The organism is Pseudomonas sp. PAMC 29040, assembly GCF_003994535.1.
Lineage (GTDB): Bacteria > Pseudomonadota > Gammaproteobacteria > Pseudomonadales > Pseudomonadaceae > Aquipseudomonas > Aquipseudomonas paraversuta.
Genome location: NZ_RZAA01000002.1, coordinates 98,355 through 118,449, shown reverse-complemented (window position 1 = coordinate 118,449; position 20,095 = coordinate 98,355). Strand labels below are relative to the sequence as shown.

Sequence of the window (20,095 nt, the reverse complement as noted above, 5' to 3'; positions counted from 1 at the left end):
GCTCTCACCTTGCTGCGAAGCGATTGTCGAGATAATCCACAATAAATCTGACCGAGTAGACCATCACAATATAAAGCAGTGCCGACACCATAAAGATTTCGAATGGCTTGTAGGTTGAACTGATAAAGCGTTGCGCCGTATATGAAAGTTCAACCACAGAGATCGTCGACACCAGTGCAGACCCTTTAATCAGTGCGACAGCGTTAACCCCCAGCGGCCGGATCATTAACTTTGCAGCTTGTGGCAGGGTGATGAACCATAACGTCTGGCTGCGCCCGAAACCAATTGAACGTGCAGCCTCTTCCTGGCCAGGGTCCACGTTGGAGATGGCGCCACGAATGGATTCCGCCATATAAGCGGCGATGTTCAGGCCCAAACCTATGACACCTGCCGCAAACGGCTCCAGTTCAATTCCGATCTGCGGGCCGCCGAAGTAGATGATGAACAGCTGAACCAGGCAGGGGGTGCCACGAAAAACACTGATGTAGAGCCTTGCCAGCCAGCGAAATATGAGGACTGTGGATAACCGCGCAGCCACCAGCACGATGGCCACCAGAAAACCAAGCAACAGTGCGAGCACGGAGATTTGCACCGTAATCCAGGCCGCCTCCAGGAAAAACGGAAATGTGCGCTGTATGAGAGTCAAATCCATGGGCACGCTCAGAAAAGTCAGATGACTGGCCCGACGACAAGTCGGGCCAGGCTAACGCCGAATCAGCGGATATCTTTGCCAATCCACTGCATCGAGATCTTTTCGTAAGTACCATCGGCGAGCATGTCTGCAAGCGCGCCCTGCAGCGCCGCCTTGAGCTCGGGGTTATTTTTGCGCAGTGCAATGCCCATGCCTTCAATCCCGCCATCGCTCTGCGGTGGCGTAATGATGCGCACCTTCTGCCCGGTTTCCTTGACTGCGACCAGCACCGGAACGCTGTCCATCACTATCGCATCGATACGCCCGGCATCCAGATCGACCAGCATCTCGGGCAGACCTTTATAGGCTCGCACCTTCAGGTTGCCGCGCGCCCTGGCCCATTTATCGTGGGCATCCCCGAGCGTGACGCCAACCACCACATCTTTAAGGTCATCAAGGCTTGTGATCGAAGAGTCATCCTTCACCACGATCGTGCGGCCCGCATGGTAATAGGGCCCCACGAAATCCACGGCCCTCTGGCGTTCCGGGGTAATGGTCATGGAGGCGATAATGGCGTCATATTTTTTCGCCAGCAGACCGGCAATTATCCCGTCGAACGGCGTGGTAATAATCTTCACCTTTACCCCCAGGCGCTCGGCCAGGGCCTCGCTGATGGAGGCATCGAAGCCGACAATCTGGTTCTGCTCGTTGGCAAAGCTGAAGGGAGAGTATTGGCCGCTCATCGCGATACGGATTTCTTTGGAGTCCTGGACCGACGCCAAATCATCGGCCTGAACAGCTGACGTGCAAAACAGGGCCGCAGCCGCAACTGTGGACGCGGCAATCAATTGCTTGAGCTTTGTAGTTAGCATTGGAGGCACCTTGGAAGAATTGTTTTTTATTTTTCTTGGGATTACTCACCCAGCCTTCACCAAAGCTTTGCATAGGTCATTGCGCAAAGCACCCTGCAAGGTGTCAGCCTGACTGACACATTGCCGGAGTTGGCCGACACAATGTCGGCCGAGGATTTACTCAAGTGCAGCCTTAAAGCTTTCGTCCAGAACCTCAAGCAGAAAATCAGCATTGGTCTGACTGAAAATCATCGCCGGGCGCATTTTCAGAACATTGTCATGGGGGCCTTCCGTACCTATCAAAATGCCTCGCTCCCGGGCACCATCGGCGACTTTCCTGGCCAGCGCGGTGGCGGGAACCCTGGTTTTTCGATCCGTGACCAGTTCGATGCCGAGGAACAGCCCCTGGCCGCGCACATCGCCTATGGCCTCGTAGCGTGGCTGCAGCTTGCGAAAGCCATCGAGCAGATAGTTACCCATGGTCAGTGCGTTGAGCTTCAAGTTATCGCGCTCGATCACATCCAGCACCGAGAGCCCTATGGCGCATGAAACCGGGCTGCCGGCAAAGGTATTGAAGTACTCCATGCCGTTGTTGAAGCTGTCGGCAATTTCACGGGTGGTCACCACCGCCGACATGGGATGCCCGTTGCCAATGGGTTTGCCCATGGAGACTGCATCGGGAACCACACCCTGGGTTTCAAACGCCCACCAGTGGCTGCCGACCCGACCAAAGCCGACCTGGACTTCGTCAGCCAGGCACAGACCGCCCTCTGCACGCACCATGGCATAGACTTCTTTGAGGTAGTTTTCCGGGAAGAACAGTTGCCCGGCGACGCTGGGAATGGACTCCGCCAAAAAGAACGCCGGGGCTCTGCCCTGCTTGCGCATGATCTCGATCTGGTCCGCCACGCTTTCAGCGAAACGTTTGCCCAGCTCCTCGAACGGCCAGTCAGCCGCAGCACGGTACGCATCCGGTACAACCGCCTCAAACACATGCTCTGCACGGCCCTTGCCGGCTTTGCGCTTGTACTTGTAAGGGCTGAGGTCGATCAGTTCCTGGGTCGTGCCGTGGTAAGCCCAGTCCAGCACAATCGCATCGTTGCGACCCGTGTGATTACGCGCCATACGGAGCATCAGGCTGTTGGCTTCACTGCCTGAACAACCGAAGGAAGCAACCGCCAGACCTGCTGGTAACGTGGCGGTGAGCCGCTCTGCATACTCCACAATATTGTCGTGCAGGTAACGGGTGTTGGTATTGAGCCGGGCGGCTTGTTGCGACAGCGCTTGCACCACATCCGGATGGGAATGGCCGAGATGGCACACGTTATTGAAGCAATCCAGGTAGGCCCTGCCGAAGTTGTCTATCAACCAGACCCCGTCCCCGCGTACGAACTTGATCGGATCTGAATACGAAATCGACAAGTTAGGCAGCAACAGCTCTTTACGCTTCGCCACAATCTCGGCCTTGCTGCGCCCGTCCTGGCTGTAGGTTTCCGGAGGAATGCCGGCGAGCGCCGACGGGTCGGGGAACACGTCAGCCCAGACCTCAAGATAAGCCCGCTCACCTACGCCGATGAACTCGCTGGCTTGCAACCCGGTGTCAGTGGACATCTGAAAATGCACATGGGGGATCCAGCCACCATTTTCCGCATCCGTGCCCATATACCCCACAAGCGCACCCGCCTCCAGGCGATCACCGGGTTTGAGCCGCGCCAGCGCTTCATGGGCCATGTGCCCCCACAGCGTCAGGAATGGCGGACAAGCTTCTGGCGAATGCTCGAGCATGATCAAACCACCGTAGCCCAGCGGGTCGCCCTCGACTTCGACGCTGCGCACCACCCCGGCAACAGGGGTATACAGAGGCGTCCCCGCGGGCATGAGCAAGTCGACACCAACGTGAATGATCCGACGCTGCCCTTCAATGAACCGCGATTCGAACGCCGTATCGGTATAGATGGTTCTGGCCTCGCCCCATGGCCCGATGCCCAGCGGCACCTTATGCCCGGCAGAAAATTCATTCCACCACCTGGCGGCCTCTGCAGGACGCTGCTCGGCGGAAGCGATGGTCATCACGTGGGATGCATCTGCAAACGGCGCAATGGCCTTGTTCATGGTCGCCGCAGACGGATGCACGATATCCGCGAAGGATTTGCTGTTTTCGCCCATCCAGCGGCGAACCGCACCGGCGCCCTCGATCGCATCAAACCCGCAGGCTTTGCGCAGGATCGCCGTCGCCAGGCGCGGGTTCATCCGGTCCATTCGCTCCAGAAGGCGCCAGGCCGGCGCTTCGCTGATGGCCAGGTAGGGATTGTCCTCGGTCTGGCCGCAGCGCAAAGCCGACAAGGTGACGCTTGTCACCAGGCGCATGGCAATCAGATTGAAGAGAACATCAAGCTCTTGCGGTTGCAGCGGGTACTTCTCATGGAAACCGGCAGTCAGGGCAGCTGCTGCGCCGACCGGATCTTCCATGTCGAGAATGGAATACGCGCAGGTGATGGCGACTTCGGCAATCAGAATGGTATGGACCGCATCGCCAAAGTCGATGATGCCTGAGACCTTCTGCGGGTTCCGCGGATCGACCAGGATGTTCCAGTCATTACCGTCGTTGTGAATGACCTGGGTGCGCAGACGCGCAAGCCGGGGTTGCACGGAATGTTCAAAACGATCGATGAAGCGTTCCAGAATGGCTCTTCTGGCAGGGTCCTTGATGAAGTGCAGGCGTGAACGCGAACGTGCGGCGTGACGCAGATCCCAGTCCAGATCCCGTACCGCGCCGGGATGTATGAAGCCTTGAAGGGCCCGGTCTATATCACCGAACGATTGGCCCAGGCTGCGCATCAATTCGAACGTGCGCGGAACCTCGGCCAGGGGCGTGCCGTGCAACCAGCTAACCATGCGCACTGCATGGGTTTCACCGGAGGGCGCCACTACAGAGGCCAGAAAGTCACCTGTCAGGCTTTTCTTGAGTGAAGGCACGGTGAGTTCAGGGCTGTAGCTGGCGAGGTGGCTGAGAATGGCGGCCTGAAACTCGCTTTCGACTCGCGGTTCAGTCGAGTTGACCACTTTCAGAATCCATCCCGCACCGGTTCCTGTCTGCAACCGGTAGTTGCGGTCGCGCTCGCCATCCAGAGGCGCAGCCGTACCTGTAACGTTGAAAAGCTGCTCGCCGAGCTTTTCGGCATCAGCCATCGAGAACCGGGGGGCGGGATGGGAAAGATTAGTCATGGTAATTGTTTTCCAGGCCATTTTTTTCAGATAGCTTGGCATGCGAAACCTTGCAGGACAGTAGGTATGCGGTCGGCTTTGGCCTGCATATTGCCGGAATCAACCGGCACAAATTCGGTAGCAGAATCGGGGAGTTCCAATGCGCGAGCTGGACACGAAAGATCGCGAAATACTCGAAATTCTTTCTAAAGAGGCTCGAATTGCCCTGAAGGCCCTGGCAGCGAGAATCGGTCTTTCAAGAAGTGCTACCAGCGAGCGGGTCATCAACCTTGAACGCAACGGGGTGATCAGAGGCTACCGGGCCGATATCGGCGAAATCGATGCCAACGTGATTCGCGCAATCCTCCTGGTGTGCCTCAAGCGCACGCCTGCAATGGGCCTGCTTGACCTGCTTGCACAAAACTCCCAAGTGCGACGCATCTCTTCGGTCAGCGGTCAGCTCGACCTGGTGATTGAGGTCGAGTCACGCACCATTGATGATCTGAACCGGGTGCGGGATGCAGTCGCCAGCCATGAATCCGTTGAAGACATCACCACCGCCGTGGTGCTTCGCCGCGATATTGACCGGCAGTCCTGAGGCGTCAGCGACTCCAGATTCAAACCGTTACCCGGGGTCTCATAGATGACCCCACGTCATCTGTCCCTTGAGGATCCATCCTTTGTCAGCCCCCTGAGATGTAACTTCTAATTGCTGGAAGCAAAGTGACTCCGATCACTGATTTCAACAATAAAAGCGCTTCCAGGAGATTCCATGCACAGTGCTACCACTCTATTGCTGGTGTTGTTTTGTGCCATTGCTCTGATTGTTTTTCTGATCGTCAAAGTCCGCGTCCACGCCTTTCTGGCCCTGACTGCCGCCAGCTTTGTGGTGGGTATTGGTTCAGGCATGCCGCTGACGCAACTGGCTGCTTCCTATGAAAAAGGTGTCGGCGGCACGCTCGGGTTTCTGGCAACCATCATTGGTCTGGGCGGGATTCTCGGCAAGATGCTGGAAGAGTCAGGCGGCGCCGAGCGCATCGCTCAGACACTGCTCAAGGCCCTGGGTAAGGAGCGCGCCTCCTGGGCCATGATGCTCGTAGGATTCATAGCCGGCATCCCGGTGTTCTTTGAAGTAGGTTTTGTTCTGTTGATTCCGTTGATCTATGTGGTCGCGAAAGAAACCAGAATCAATCTTTTGTACCTGGGCGTGCCCCTAGCCGTGTCGCTGATGGCCGTGCATTGCATGTTGCCGCCCCACCCGGCCGCGATGGCAATTACCGGGTTGCTGGGTGCCGATGTCGGCAAAGTGATCATCTATGGCCTGATTGTCGCCCTGCCGACCGCCATGATCGCCGGACCGCTGTGGGTCAAGCTGGTCTGCAAGCGCGATGCGCCGGACTCTCAGGAAGCGTTTTTGAACGAGCATTGCGATGACAGCAAAACCCGGGAGCTGCCAGGCCTTGGCCTGACCCTGCTGACCATTATGTTGCCCCTGCTGCTGATGGTGGGGAAAACCTTCGCTGCCGGGCTGCCCCACGACTCCATGGCATTCAGCGTTATTTCATTTCTGGGCACTCCCCTGATCGCCCTGTCCATTGCCGTGGTGTTTGCCTATTGGTCGCTGGGCTTGCGCCGCGGGCTGAGCATGGCTGAGCTGCTGGCTCACACCCAGAAGAGCTTCCCGCCTCTGGCCAGCATTCTGCTGATCATCGGTGCCGGCGGGGCCTTCAACGGCATTCTGGTGGACAGCGGCGTGGGTGACGCACTGTCCGCCACCCTGACCCAATTGAATATGAACCCCATCGTTCTGGCATGGCTGGTGGCCGGCCTGATGCACTTCGCCGTCGGTTCGGCAACGGTGGCCATGATCAGTGCGGCGGGCATGATCCTGCCCATGCTCGGTGCCCATCCCACGGTGAGCAAGGAAATCATCTGCGTAGCCATCGGCGCCGGTGCCATGGGCTGGACCCATGTCACGGACTCGGCCTTCTGGGTGGTCAAGGAGTACCTGGGGGTCTCGCTGACCGACGCACTGAAGATATTTACCACCGCCACGGTACTGGCCTCGTTGATCGCACTGGGCCTGACCCTGGTGCTGTCGCACTTTGTTTGATCCAACCCGTATTTTTCAGCCTTATTGTTTAAAGGGACCACGTCATGATTTTGGGAAAAACCCTTGAAAGCTGGTGTGCCAGCTACCCTCTGATTCGCGATCTGGTCGCGCTGCAAGAAACCACCTGGTTCAATCCCGGCGTGGCCCCGGTCGCCCAGGCCATTGGCGATGTGGGACTGACCGAAGCCGATGTCGCCGATGCCAGCGCCCGGCTCACGCGATTTGCTTCTTACCTGCGCCAGGCGTTCCCGGAAACGGCCAGCAGTGGCGGGATTATCGAGTCGGACATTGTGCCGGTGAGCCATCTGCAGCAACTGCTCGGCGAGCGCTACAACCAGGTATTGACGGGCTCGCTGTGGCTCAAGCGCGACAGCCATCTGCCCATTTCGGGTTCGATCAAGGCGCGCGGCGGGATCTATGAAGTGCTCAAACATGCCGAAGATCTGGCACTGGCCGAGAATTTCCTGACCCTCGAAGACGACTACGCGGTGCTGCACAGCGACAAGGCCCGGGCGTTTTTCGGGCAGTACAAAATAGCCGTCGGCTCCACCGGAAACCTCGGCATGTCGATCGGGATCATGGGCGCAGCCCTGGGCTTCCAGGTCACCGTGCACATGTCGGCCGATGCCCGCCAATGGAAGAAAGACAAATTGCGCGCTCACGGCGTAACCGTCATCGAATACGCCAGCGATTACAGTGTGGCCGTGGCCCAGGGCCGTGAACAGGCAGAGGCCGACCCGGCCTGCCATTTCGTCGACGATGAAAACTCGGTCAATCTGTTTCTGGGTTACGCCGTCGCCGCCGAGCGTCTGAAGCAACAATTGGCAGCAGCGCAAATTACCGTGGATGCGCAACATCCGCTGTTTGTGTATTTGCCCTGTGGCGTGGGCGGCGCACCGGGTGGTGTGGCTTTCGGCCTGAAGCTGGCGTTCGGTGATGCCGTGCACTGCATCTTCGCCGAACCCACCCATTCACCCTGCATGATGCTGGGCGTCTATACCGGCCTGCACGATGAAGTCAGCGTGCAAGACTTCGGCATTGATAACGTAACCGCTGCAGACGGCCTGGCGGTTGGCCGCGCTTCCGGCTTTGTGGGCAAGGCCATGCAGCGCCTGCTTGATGGCTTTTACACCGTCAGCGATGAAGAAATGTACAGCCTGCTGGCACTGATGGAGCGCAGCGAAGGTCTGCGCCTTGAGCCCTCCGCGCTCGCCGGCGTACCCGGGATTGCCAGGGTGCAGGCCGATCAGCAGGGCTACCTGGCCCGCGCAGGCCTGGACGCCCATGCCATGGCCAACGCCACTCACCTGATCTGGGCTACGGGCGGCAACATGGTGCCTGGCGACGAGATGGACGCTTATCTGGGCAAGGGCCGTGAATTGCTCGCCAGGGGCTGATCCTGCCCGCTGACTCAAAGGCTGGACCGGATGTGGCAAAATGCACCCATTGCCACATCCGGCAAGCCTTACCGGTTTTTGGCTTGAGGGGAAACAGCCGTGCTCAACCTTCCGCCCCGCATCAGTTCCAGACTCAACAGCAGCCAGTTCGCCAATTTGCATACGTTTCTGGTTGCCGCACGCCATCTGAGCTTCGCCCGCGCCGCAGAGGAACTGTGCCTGACCGCCAGCGCCGTCAGCCACCGTATCAGCCGGCTGGAAACAGCCCTGAACATGAAGCTGTTCCAGCGCCTGACCCGCCAGGTCAGTCTGACCGACGAAGGCGAACGCATCTTCGAAATACTGCAGAACGCGATGGGCGAACTGTCCGAGGCCCTTGAACAATCGTCACAGGCAGAAATTGCCGGCTCCATTGCGCTTTATGTCCGGCCTTCGGTCGCCCAATGCTGGCTGGTGCCCAGACTGGCGGATTTCGTCGAGCGTTACCCGCTGGTCTCACTGGATCTGCGGGTGGGCAATGACAATGTCGACTTCCGCACCCGCAAAATTGATCTGGCCCTGTATTACGCCAACGGTGAATTTCCCGGCCTGACCAGTCACCGCCTGATGCAGGAACGTCTGGCCCCTGTATGCAGCCCGCAATACGCGCAACGCCACGGCCTGCTGCAAAGCCCGGAGAACTTGAGACACTGCACGACCCTGCACGACTCCCTGGCCTGGGATCATGCCGCCTTCGATGCCGAGTGGACGTTGTGGGCCGAACAACACAACATGCTTGCAGCCCTGCCCAAGCGAACCCTGACCTTCGATCGCTCCGACCTGAGCGTGACCGCAGCCATGAACCACGCCGGCATCGCCATCGGCCGCCAGCAACTGGTCCAAAAACGCGTTGATCGTGGCGAACTGGTGCTGCCCTTCGCCGACTTCAGCGTGTGCGGCCACTACGATTATTATCTGGTTCACCCTCCCCTCAGCACCCTCCCCAAGCGCTTGCTGGTGTTTATGAACTGGCTCAAAGAATGTGCGCGGCAGTCATCGCCACCACTCTGACCCGCGCGCCGGGCTCGCGCATCATGGCGCCCGTCCTGAATCGAAGGACGCCGGGCCGCTGTCTGCAAGCGCCGCCACACAGCGACCCGATCCATCCCGTCAAAAACGCCCTTGCATAAACAGCGTGCCATCACGACAATGCGATCGATTACCATTTACTCACTGGTGGCATTCTCATGTCGGCGCTCGATCGCTCAGCTCTTCATCAGTTGTACAACGACCACAACAGTTGGTTGAAGGGCTGGTTGCGCGTGCGCCTGGGCAATGCTGCCGACGCCTCTGATCTGGCTCAGGATACGTTCCTGCGGGTCATGACCGCTCGTAACGCGGCCCCGATTCGCGAACCACGAGGCTACCTGTGTGCCATCGCACGTTCACTTTTGATTGATAAATCTCGCCGGCGCACCATTGAGCAGGCTTACCTTCACGCGCTGTCGCAAAGGCCGGAGCCCATGGATGTTTCACCAGAGATCCGTTTGTCGATCATCGAAATGCTGGTCTCCATTGATCGCCTGCTCGATGAACTAGGTGCCCGTACCCGGGAGATTTTCCTCGCGGTCCAGCTTGAGGGATTGACCTATGTAGCGGCGGCCGAACGGTTCGGTGTGTCGGTCACGACGGTGAAAAATCATTTGATTCGCGCCATGACCCGGTGCCTGTTGCTGGTTGATAACTGATGAGCGGTAGCCTGGACCTGAAAACACTTGAGGCTGCCGCCACGTGGTACGTGCAGCTCAATGACGGTGAACTCAGCGAAGCCAGGATCCGTGCCTGGCAAGTGTGGATGCAATCCGGTCCACAGAACGCGGCAGCCTGGGCCCGGGTCGAGAAGCTCCAGCAGCAATGGGCCCTGATACCCCGCCGGGCAGCCTTGTCCAGCCTCGGTGCAGCCAGTACGCAACGCCGCGATGTATTGAAAATACTTGGCCTGCTGCTGGCCACCGGCGCCTGTTCATGGCTGGCCGTTGAACAATTGCCCTACCGCCCGATGCTGGCTCAGCAACGCACGGGCTTGGGCGAACGTCGCTCGCTGCAACTGGAAGATGGCTCGCAACTGCAGCTGAACGCGGACACGGCGCTGGATATCCGCTTCGACGCAGAGCAACGGCTTATCCAGCTGTGGCGTGGCGAAATTCTGATCGAGACCGCCAGGGACCCCGCACGGCGTCCATTCATCGTGGATACCGGCGAAGGGCGCGTGCGGGCACTTGGCACCCGTTTCAGCGTCCGCCAATTGGCCGGGCGCACGCGAGTCGGGGTGCTGCAAGCCGCGGTGCAGGTCTGTGCAAACCGGCATCCCGATCGGGTCGTGCGGCTGGAGGCAGGCCAGCAGGTCTCGTTTGACCGCGATGCGGTGCATGACATTCACCTTTTACCCGCCGGCTCGACCGCGTGGGTACAAGGCATGCTGAGTGTCGACAACTGGCGCCTGGGCGACTTTATCGAGGAGCTGGACCGCTATCGGCCGGGTGTTGTGCGCTGTGCGCCAGGGGTGCAGAACTTGAACATATCAGGCGCTTTTCGTCTCGATGACACGCAAACAGTGCTGGATAACCTGAGCAAAACCCTGCCGGTGAAGGTTCGCTACCTGACCCGCTACTGGGCAAGTATCGAACCGGCATAAGCCCGGCGACAAATGACTGGACGGTTAACCTTGCTGATTTCGATTCTCATCCGTCAATGACATAAGCCGCGATCGCAGCGAGTTTCTGACATGACAACGCAAGGATCCCCGAATGCCCCTGCTCGCCCCCAACCCCACAACTAAAATAACCCGCGCTGTTCGCCTGGCGGTGTTTGGCGTAACCCTTGCCAGCCTGTCCGGCCTGGCGCTGGTGCCCACCCGGGTTTGTGCCCAGAGCCAGGCGACGTACCAGATCAGCGCTGGCCCGCTGGGTAGCGCCCTTACCCAATTTGGCATACAGGCGGGGGTCACGATTTCGTTCGATCCCAAACAGACCGGCCACCTCAATAGCGCTGGCCTGCAGGGCCAATACAGCGTCGATGAAGGCCTGCAACGGTTGCTCGCCAACAGCGGATTGCAAGCAGAGCGCCAGAGTAACGGAGGCTATGTGCTGGTCGCCGGCAGCCCTGAAACGGCACTGGAACTGGGGGCAACTCAAGTTTCCACCAACCAGCTGGGCACTGTTACCGAAGGCACCGGTTCTTACACGCCGGGCTACATCGCCACCGCCACCCGCATGGTGCTCAAGCCCCGGGAGACGCCGCAATCGATCAGCGTGATCACCCGTCAGCACATGGATGACTTCGCGCTCGACAATGTCGACGACGTGATGCGCCACACACCGGGCATTACCGTATCGGCCTACGACACTGACCGCACCAACTACTACTCCCGCGGTTTTTCGATCAACAACTTCCAGTACGACGGCATTCCTTCTGCCGTGCGCAACGTCGCCTATTCAGCGGGCAACACCCTGAGCGACATGGCGATCTATGACCGTATCGAGGTGCTCAAGGGCGCTTCAGGCCTGCTCAGCGGAGCAGGTTCGCTGGGTGGCACCATCAACCTGGTACGCAAGAAACCGACCAGCGATTTTCACGGCCATATCACCACGGGAGCAGGCTCCTGGAACAATTACCGCACTGAAGCGGACGTCAGTGGCCCCTTGACCGAATCCGGTAATGTGCGCGGGCGCGCAGTGGCGGCCTATCAGGACCGACAGTCGTATATCGACCGCTACTCGAATCAGAGCTCGGTGTTCTACGGCATCCTCGAAGTCGACCTGTCGCCCGACACATTGCTGACCGTGGGCGCCGACTACCAAGACAATAAACCCCAGGGTTCGACCTGGTCAGGCAGCTTTCCGCTCTACAACTATGCGGGTGAGATCAACAGTGCCAAGCGTTCCTTCAGCAACGCCACCGACTGGAGCAGCTGGCAGCAATACACCCGCACCGTCTTCGCCACCCTGGAACAGGATCTGGGCAGTGGCTGGGTAGGCAAGTTGCAGCTGGACCACAAGCTCAATGGCTACGATGCGCAGTTGGGAGCCATCCAGTTCGACCAGCCCGCGGCTGACGGCACCGCCAAAATCAACGCCCAACGTTACAAGGGCGAAACCACCAGCGACGCAGCCGATCTGTATGTCAGCGGCCCCTACGAATTTCTGGGCCGTGAACACGAACTGGTGCTGGGCGGCTCGATCAGTACCGCGAACTGGAAAGGCAAAGGTTACTGGGACGTGACATTCGGCACGCCGAACATTGTCGATTACTTCAACTGGAACGGGCACCTGGCCAAACCCGACTGGGGCAATGCGTCGCAAATCAGCGATGACACCGTGCGCCAGACGGGCATATACGCGACCACGCGCCTTAACCTTACCGATGAGCTGAAACTCTTTGTGGGCGGGCGGGTAGTCGACTACACACTGACGGGCACCACCAACACTTACCGCGAGTCGGGGCGCCTGATTCCCTACGCCGGCCTCACCTACGACCTCACCGACTATCTGACCGCGTATGCCAGCTACACCGATGTGTTCATGCCCCAGGAGTTCTACAACCTGGACCGCCACAGCAAGATGCTTGACCCGGACCAGGGCGAGAACTATGAAGTCGGGCTCAAGAGCGAGTTTTTCGATGGCCGCCTGAATGCCAGCCTGGCGTATTTCGAGGTCAAGGAAAGCAATCGCCCCATCCCCGACGATGCCTGGAACAACCTGTCACCCACCCCGCCCAACTACGCCTTCAAGGGCACAGCCGCGAGAACCAAGGGCTACGAGCTGGAAATATCCGGAGAGCTGAGCCCTGGCTGGAGCCTGCAGGCCGGGTACACCCACAAGGTGGTGCGCGATGACAGCGGTAAAAAGATTTCGACCTTTGAACCCGAGGATCAACTGAGCTTCTACACCATCTACAAACTCAAGGGCGACCTGAACAAAGTCTCGGTGGGCGGTGGCGCACGCTGGCAGAGCACTGCCTGGCAAGAGATGTACAACAGCCCCAAGGACAGATACGAAGATTTTTCGCAGAAACCCTACTGGGTGGTGGATCTGATGACCCGTTATCAATTCACTGAAAACCTGTCGACCACCCTCAACGTCAACAACGTTTTCGACAAGTATTACTACACCAACATCGGGTTCTATAACTCTGCGATTTATGGTGAACCGCGCAACTTCATGCTGACCACGCGCTGGGACTTCTGACCCCAATGCGTCTGCAGGAGCGAGCTTGCCTTGCGACAGGTGCCAACGACAATCTGTGTGTCGTTGAGAACACCACGAGGCACGCTCGCTCCTGCAATTTGTGGGTTGAGGAAGAAAACACGACCCATCGTTTCAAATTACACAACTATCGTATCGAATCCGGCCTCATGAACAAATTCCATATCAATATTGCCGAGTCTGATCAACCACGTACTGTTTTGCTGATAAACAATGGCACTGTAATTCTTCGGCAAAGCATTGCCCCCGCCAAGCGCGACCTTACTTATACAATCAATGGCGAACAGGTTTTTTACAACATCTGTACACCGCCCCCCAAAAAAGCAGGAAACCTTTCCTCTCGTTGTGGGGGGCTCAAGACTCGACACGCACAATAACTCACGCTGAAACTAAAACGCCCCGAACATCAGGACCTGATGTTCGGGGCGTTTCTTGTTCAGATGTCCGGCCTGTTCAGCAGACCGGTGGCATCAGAAAATGCTGATCGGGTAATCAACAAATACCCGTACTTCGTTACCGCCGACGTTGTAGTCGCTGGCGTTGTTCGAGACACGCAACCACGAACCGCGCAGACGCACGCTCAGGTCCTTGACCGGGCCGCTTTGTACGACGTACTTGGCCTGGTTGAAGATTTCACGCTCGGTACCACGGCCACGGTCGGAACCGTCGTCGATATTGGTGCCGCGCACGTAGGCGATGTTGTAGGTCAGGCCTGGAATGCCAACGGCACCGAAGTCGAAACCATAACCCAGCTGCCACGAACGTTCGTCCTTGGCGTTGAAGTCGGACCAGTAGGAGTTGGCCAGCAGGATGGTGTTGCCGCCATCGCCCACGCCGCCTGCATTGCGGTAGCCGCCATACGGGTAGCCGATTTCGCCGGTGCTGCTCTGGTAAGCCAGGGTCAGGGTGTGTGCGCCAAACGCGTAGGTGGTCGCCAGGCTCCAGATCTTGTTGTCCTGACCGTCTACTTTCAGCACGTCGCGAGCGTAGTCCTCTTTGACGTGGGTACGGTAGCCGTTGAAGTCAAACGTCAGGGACTGTTTGTCTTGCAGCGGCATGACGTAGTTAACACCCACGTACTGCTTGTTCAGCTCGTCTTCCATCTGCGAGCCGTACAGCGAAGCCGACAGGTTGTCGGTGAACTTGTAGCTACCGCCGAACACATTGATGCTTTTCAGGTCGCCGCTGTCTCGTGCGTCAGCGCTTTTACGCGATTCGGCGGTGAAACGGCCGACGTTGAGCTCAAGGCCGTTGATTTCCTTGGAGGTCAACAGTGTACCGGTGAAGCTCTCTGGCATCAGACGCGAGTTGTCGTACATCAGTACCGGCAGAGCAGGCATCTGGTCGCCGTACTTGAGCACAGTGTTGGATACCCGGAACTTCACTGCAGCGCCAGCCTTGGAGATATCGTCAGCGGCTTTGCCGTCGGCACCCTGCTTGAAGAAGTCGATGCCGCCCGCGCCGCTTTTGCCACGGCCGCCATCCAGACGCAGTGCGTAAATGCCGAAGGCATCCACACCCACACCCACTGTGCCCTGGGTGAAGCCCGAGCTGAACGTGCCGAGGAAGCCCTGGCCCCATTCAGCCTTGTCCTGTTTATGGTTTTTGTAGTCACGGCTGATGTAGGCGTTGCGCGCCAGTACATTCAGGTGGCTGTCTTCTACAAAACCTTTTGCATCAGCTTGATCGTTAGCCATGGCCTGGGTAGCACTAAGTACGCCCAACGCGAGCAGGCCTATCCGTTTGTTCAACATATTATTTTCCTTATTTCTGAATACGAAGCGCGCTGTGGGTATCAAGCTGAAACATTGAGTGGTGGTTGCTTCACATAAACAAAAAAGACCCGCGCGAAGACTCGTGCGGGTCTTTCGAAAAGTTGGTGTATGGCTAGTCGCCACAGGCGTTGGCGGGAATCCTATCCGGCGTGAAGGCAAAGTGTCAATTTCGTGAAAAATTTGTTAATTGCCAAAGTTTTCCTGAAGTTTGACCAAGACGTCAGCAATTACTCATCACAGCCATTCAGGCCGCAGGCGGGAGCTGAAACGTTTGAGTCGCACACAGCTACACCATCCAGCTGGCGCAACCAGTCGGCAAAGGCCCGGGGCTGGCCCAGATACTTACCTGAATCGATCACCTGATACTGACCGGACTGCTCCAGTACGAGCGTCGGGAACCCCTGAGCACCGACCCGCGCCAGCAGCGCCCGACTGTCTTTGAAGTGTGCTTGTGTCATGTCACCCCTGGCCGCAATAAAAGCCGCCTTGAATGCCTCGGCATCCAGTCCGATTTCAGCCGCCAGCTCCAGCAACAGATTTTCATCGGCAATACGCCGGCCTTCCACGTAGTGAGCCGTTTGCAGACGCCCCAACAGCTCAAGTCCACTCCCTGCCACTTGCTGCGCTGCCAATATGGCGGTGGTCGGCGGCTCTGAATCAAAAACCGCCGTGGTATCACGCAGCAGACCGTCAAAGTACGCCTCGCCAAAGGGCTGGCCAGTCAGTTCGGCAATCCGCCGATCGTGGGGCATCACGTAGTCCCGCAACTGGGCCGTCACCGGGCGGCGATGGGCACCGGTCATCATGCCGCCGCCATGGGCCACAACCGGCAAGATGCCGCGTGCAGCTTCAATCAAGGGTTTGGCGCCATAGCACCAGCCGCACAAAGGGTCGTAGATGTAATGCAAGACAGGGGTGGTGCTCACGGGTCGCTCCAAATGTTCAACAAGACAGGGCGCCAGCTTAGCTTTGGCTCACAAGAGGAAAAACGCCGGTATGGCTTTTAGTGTGTTTCGCGAATCGGGCGAATCAGATACAGCAAGGGCCTGGTGCTGGCGAAACAAATTGATACATATCTGCCGGGCGGGCGAATGGCAATAATTAACATTAAGCAACAAGAACCATTACCATTCGCACCCTAAAAAATATAACCCCCGATCCCACCCGCCCGGACACTTCTCAACCATGCTCTCCCCTTGCCGCTTCACGCCTCTGAATCTGGGGCTGTGTGCCTTGCTGTACGCCGGATTTGGCACGGCTGCCACCACCCTCCCCGAGCTGTCGATTAACGCCAGCGAAGCCGAGGCCGATGACCCCCGGGTCAGAGATGTCACCACTGCCACCCGTACCTCGACCCCTGCGCGTTATGTGCCGCAAGCCATCGATTCGGTGAAAACCAGCAATGTGCTGGATTACGGAATCAACACTCTGGGCGAAGCCCTGAGCGGTATTCCCAACGTCAGCAGCACGGCTGATACCCGTTTCGACAGCCTGCGCATTCGCGGATTCGACGCCAGCAACGACTTCTATCTGGATGGTATTCGCGACGACAGCCAGTACGTTCGCGACCTGCATAACATCGAGCGCATTGAAGTGCTCAAAGGCCCGGCAGCGGTACTGTACGGGCGTGGCAGCCAGGGCGGGATCATCAACCGCGTGAGCAAGATGCCGCAATTCGGGCGTCAATCAAGCATTCAGGCCCAAGGTGGCAGCGAAGACTTGCGCAGCCTCTATGCCGACCTCAGCGCGGACCCGAGTGACACCGTCAGCCTGCGTTTGAACATGGGCAACGAAGACAAAAACAGCTTCCGTGATCACGTCAGCGGCAATCGCCAATTGTTCGCGCCATCGATGAACTGGCAGATCACCCCGGACCTGAACTGGCTGGTGCAATACGAATACAGCCGTTACAACCGCACCCCGGATCGCGGCATCCCGAGCATCAACGGCCGGCCGGCAGATGTCAGTCGCGGCACATCCTATGGCGGGCAGAATGATTTTATCGATGACAAAACCCAGAATCTGCGCTCACGCCTGAGCTATGAATTGAGCGACAACTGGCAACTGCGCCACACCTTGGGCGTGTTCAAGCTCGACAGCCAGTTCGAGAACACTTACCTGGTGGGCTACGACCCGAAAACGGACAAGGTCAATCGTCAGAGCTGGCAGCAGGACATGACCACCCGCAACCTTTTCAACAACCTCGAAATCGAAGGCGGTTTTGACACCTTTGGCCTTGAGCACCGCCTGTTGACCGGCCTGGAAATCGGCAGCCAGCGCCGTGACCCGAAGCTCTATAGTGCCAAGGACGTACCCGCAGTCGACGTCTACAACCCGGATCGAAACCTGCGCCCGAGCGGACCGATGCTGATTTCCAGCGACAACCACACCGAAGTCGAAAGCCAGGGCCTCTATGTTCAGGACCAGATTCGTCTCAACGATCAATGGCAAGTGCTGGCAGGCTTGCGCTATGACCGCTTTGAGGTCGAGTCCACCAGCAATCTCAAGGACATCACCGAAGAACGCAAAAGCCACAGCACCAGCCCGCGGCTTGGCGTGGTCTGGACACCGCTGCAAAACCATTCGTTTTACGCCTCCTGGACCAAGACCTTTTCGCCAGTGGGTGGTGGCCTGATCGGCATCACGCCGGGCGCAGCAGGGAACGCCAACGATCTGAGCCCGGAGCTGACCAAGCAGAAGGAAATCGGGGTCAAAAGCGACTGGCTGGATGATCGTTTGAGCACCACGCTGGCCGTCTACGAACTGGAACTCTACAACCGTCGGACCAAGGATCCGGATGACCCGACCATCACCCTGCTCTCGGGCCTGCAACGTTCACGGGGCATTGAGCTGACCGCCAGCGGCAAACTGGGGGGCAACTGGTACATGCGCGGTGGCATTGGCCTGCAGGATGCAACGGTGGTCAAGGACAACAACGGCTTTGAAGGCAAGCGCATCAACGGCGTAGCCAAGCACAATGGCAGCGTGTTTTTGACCTGGAAACCGGAAATGGGTTGGTACGCAGAAACAGGCCTGACCCTGGTGGGCCAGCGTTATGCGGACAACCAGAATACCGTGGTATTGCCGGGGTACGGCCGCTGGGATGCACTGGCGGGCTATCGCGAAAAGGACTGGGATGTAACCGGTGCGCTGACCAACCTCACCGACCGTTACTACTACGCCTCAGCCACCAGCGGCTCCCAGATCATGCCGGGCGAGCCCCGCAGTCTGGTGATGACCGGGACCTATAAGTTTTAAACCCTGTAGTCGCTGACGAGGCTGCGATCGGGCCTCATCCGCGGCTACAGGAGCCGTGCATTACGCCTTGCGCGGCGCCGGTTGTTGCTGGGTCAGGCAATGGATATTGCCACCGCCCAGCAGCAATTCGCGGCCCGGCACCATCACTACTTCGTGTTGCGGGAAGAGGTTTTGCAGGATGACTTTGGCCGGCGCGTCCATCGGGTCGTCAAAGCTGGGGGCGATAATGCCGCCGTTGACGATCAGGAAGTTCACGTAAGACCCGGCCAGACGTTCTGACGGGTTGCGGTCCTGACTGCCTGCCACTTTATCCACGCCGTCGCATTCTTCCTGGGTCGCAAACATCGGGCCCGGGATCGGCATTTTGTGCACGACAAAAGGGCGACCCTTGGCATCGGTACTGCTTGCCAGTACGTCCATTGCGGCGTGGCAGCGCGCATAGTTGGGGTTCTGTTCATCGTCAGTCCAGGCCAGCAACACTTCGCCCGGAGCAACGTAGCAGCAGAAGTTATCCACATGGCCGTCGGTTTCGTCGTTGAACAGACCGTCCGGCAGCCAGATGATCTTGTCCACCGCCAGATGCGAGCGCAGCACGTCTTCGATCTCTTCACGGGACAGGTGCGGGTTGCGGTTACGGTTCATCAGGCACTCGGTCGTGGTGATCAGCGTGCCTTCACCATCCACGTGGATCGAGCCGCCCTCAAGCACGAAACCTTCGGTGTGATAACGCGCACTGCGTTCGATTTCGAGGATCTTGCTACCCACCTGGCGGTCGCGGTTCCACGGGGAGTACAAACCGCCATCAAACCCGCCCCAGGCATTGAAGTCCCAGTTAACGCCGCGCACTTCACCGCTGTCATTGATGACAAAGGTTGGCCCGCTGTCACGCACCCAGGCGTCGTCGCTGGACATCTCCACCACTCGAATATTCGGCACATCGAGGTGCGCGCAAGCATTTTCGTACTGGCCGGCCGACACGCCGACGGTCACCGGCTCGAAACGCGCAATGGCCTTGGCCACGGCGACGTGTGCCGCCTGTGCCGGTTTGCCTCCCAACCGCCAGTTGTCCGGACGCTCGGGCCAGATCATCCAGGTCTGGGTTTGCGGAGCCCATTCGGCCGGCATGTGAAAACCGTCAGCGCGGGGCGAACTGTGCAAAGTGGTCATCGGGATCTGGACTCCAGGGAGGCGGTATAGGGGAAATCGAACACGACTAATTCTGAAACAGTGGACACAGGGCAACCATGCGTCAACCACAGGTGCTTTTATAATCGATAAATATCGGCAATAAAACGTTTATTTAATTATTTTCAAAAACCTCGATAGGCGGTTCATCCGGGGCTTTGGCCCTCCCCTTGTCGCGCTCTGCAGGCCAATGCCACCAAGCACGTAGCCATTGCCACCCAGTTTGTGGGCGGCGCTCAGCGCCATGCCCCGTGAATGTTGCTGGCCAGAGAACAGGATTAGACATAAATACCGATATAAATCGATATTCATAAATACCTCCCGTTCAGGCGCGGCCCTGCCCGCAATGACTGCTGTCAACTTGTACTTGCACCACCTCGCACCTGCCCACAAGCTACGTGCCATACGTTTGAAGTCCATCTGGGAATAAGGGATATC

Annotated in this window: 16 protein-coding genes; 9 read left to right on the top strand and 7 right to left on the bottom strand. The window is 58.3% G+C overall.

Annotation, left to right across the window (positions count from 1 at the left end):
• Positions 1–4 precede the first annotated feature (4 nt).
• From WG29040_RS03485 to WG29040_RS03475, 3 genes are all read right to left on the bottom strand, one after another.
• Positions 5–652, bottom strand: a complete 648-nt coding sequence (locus tag WG29040_RS03485; protein WP_003438446.1) for an amino acid ABC transporter permease — start codon at positions 650–652, stop codon at positions 5–7.
• Between the two features lie 62 nt (positions 653–714).
• Positions 715–1,503 (bottom strand): ABC transporter substrate-binding protein, encoded by a 789-nt coding sequence (locus tag WG29040_RS03480; RefSeq protein WP_127195672.1) that lies wholly within the window; start codon positions 1,501–1,503, stop codon positions 715–717.
• Between the two features lie 156 nt (positions 1,504–1,659).
• Positions 1,660–4,707: an aminotransferase class III-fold pyridoxal phosphate-dependent enzyme gene (locus WG29040_RS03475; RefSeq protein WP_127195671.1), complete on the bottom strand. Its 3,048-nt coding sequence runs from the start codon at positions 4,705–4,707 to the stop codon at positions 1,660–1,662.
• 139 nt (positions 4,708–4,846) lie between these two features.
• Here WG29040_RS03475 and WG29040_RS03470 point away from each other — a divergent pair, with 139 nt between their 5' ends.
• From WG29040_RS03470 to WG29040_RS24295, 8 genes are all read left to right on the top strand, one after another.
• Positions 4,847–5,284: an Lrp/AsnC family transcriptional regulator gene (locus tag WG29040_RS03470; protein WP_003438435.1), complete on the top strand. Its 438-nt coding sequence runs from the start codon at positions 4,847–4,849 to the stop codon at positions 5,282–5,284.
• A gap of 174 nt (positions 5,285–5,458) precedes the next feature.
• On the top strand, positions 5,459–6,799 hold the full coding sequence (locus tag WG29040_RS03465) for a gluconate:H+ symporter (protein WP_010656850.1): 1,341 nt from the start codon (positions 5,459–5,461) through the stop codon (positions 6,797–6,799).
• A 44-nt stretch (positions 6,800–6,843) separates the two neighbouring features.
• Positions 6,844–8,196, top strand: coding sequence for a D-serine ammonia-lyase (gene dsdA, locus WG29040_RS03460; protein WP_003438432.1), 1,353 nt, complete (start codon positions 6,844–6,846; stop codon positions 8,194–8,196).
• Between the two features lie 99 nt (positions 8,197–8,295).
• Positions 8,296–9,246, top strand: coding sequence for a DNA-binding transcriptional regulator DsdC (dsdC, locus tag WG29040_RS03455; protein ID WP_003438430.1), 951 nt, complete (start codon positions 8,296–8,298; stop codon positions 9,244–9,246).
• Between the two features lie 176 nt (positions 9,247–9,422).
• Positions 9,423–9,923: a sigma-70 family RNA polymerase sigma factor gene (locus WG29040_RS03450; protein ID WP_003438428.1), complete on the top strand. Its 501-nt coding sequence runs from the start codon at positions 9,423–9,425 to the stop codon at positions 9,921–9,923.
• Positions 9,923–10,870: a FecR domain-containing protein gene (locus WG29040_RS03445; protein ID WP_003438427.1), complete on the top strand. Its 948-nt coding sequence runs from the start codon at positions 9,923–9,925 to the stop codon at positions 10,868–10,870. The genes WG29040_RS03450 and WG29040_RS03445 overlap by 1 nt, the downstream gene beginning before the upstream one ends.
• A 112-nt stretch (positions 10,871–10,982) precedes the next feature.
• Entirely contained in the window at positions 10,983–13,421 is a 2,439-nt protein-coding gene (locus tag WG29040_RS03440) for a TonB-dependent siderophore receptor (RefSeq protein ID WP_127195670.1), read from the top strand.
• 5 nt (positions 13,422–13,426) lie between these two features.
• Positions 13,427–13,816 (top strand): TagA domain-containing protein, encoded by a 390-nt coding sequence (locus tag WG29040_RS24295; protein ID WP_165878344.1) that lies wholly within the window; start codon positions 13,427–13,429, stop codon positions 13,814–13,816.
• A gap of 93 nt (positions 13,817–13,909) precedes the next feature.
• On the opposite strand, the gene WG29040_RS03430 is transcribed toward WG29040_RS24295, so the two are convergent.
• Together WG29040_RS03430 and WG29040_RS03425 are read right to left on the bottom strand one after the other, a co-directional pair.
• Positions 13,910–15,193, bottom strand: coding sequence for an OprD family porin (locus WG29040_RS03430; protein WP_010656855.1), 1,284 nt, complete (start codon positions 15,191–15,193; stop codon positions 13,910–13,912).
• 248 nt (positions 15,194–15,441) lie between these two features.
• Positions 15,442–16,140, bottom strand: a complete 699-nt coding sequence (locus WG29040_RS03425) for a DsbA family protein (protein WP_127195669.1) — start codon at positions 16,138–16,140, stop codon at positions 15,442–15,444.
• A 259-nt stretch (positions 16,141–16,399) separates the two neighbouring features.
• Between WG29040_RS03425 and WG29040_RS03420 the strand changes: the two genes are divergently transcribed.
• Positions 16,400–18,472 (top strand): TonB-dependent siderophore receptor, encoded by a 2,073-nt coding sequence (locus WG29040_RS03420; protein WP_003438412.1) that lies wholly within the window; start codon positions 16,400–16,402, stop codon positions 18,470–18,472.
• A gap of 60 nt (positions 18,473–18,532) precedes the next feature.
• On the opposite strand, the gene aguA is transcribed toward WG29040_RS03420, so the two are convergent.
• Positions 18,533–19,639: an agmatine deiminase gene (gene aguA / locus WG29040_RS03415; protein WP_127195668.1), complete on the bottom strand. Its 1,107-nt coding sequence runs from the start codon at positions 19,637–19,639 to the stop codon at positions 18,533–18,535.
• Positions 19,640–19,768: 129 nt separating this feature from the next.
• The gene (locus WG29040_RS03410; protein ID WP_177412917.1) at positions 19,769–19,969 is read right to left on the bottom strand and encodes a hypothetical protein; all 201 of its coding nucleotides are present in this window, start codon (positions 19,967–19,969) and stop codon (positions 19,769–19,771) included.
• Between the last annotated feature and the right edge of the window lie 126 nt (positions 19,970–20,095).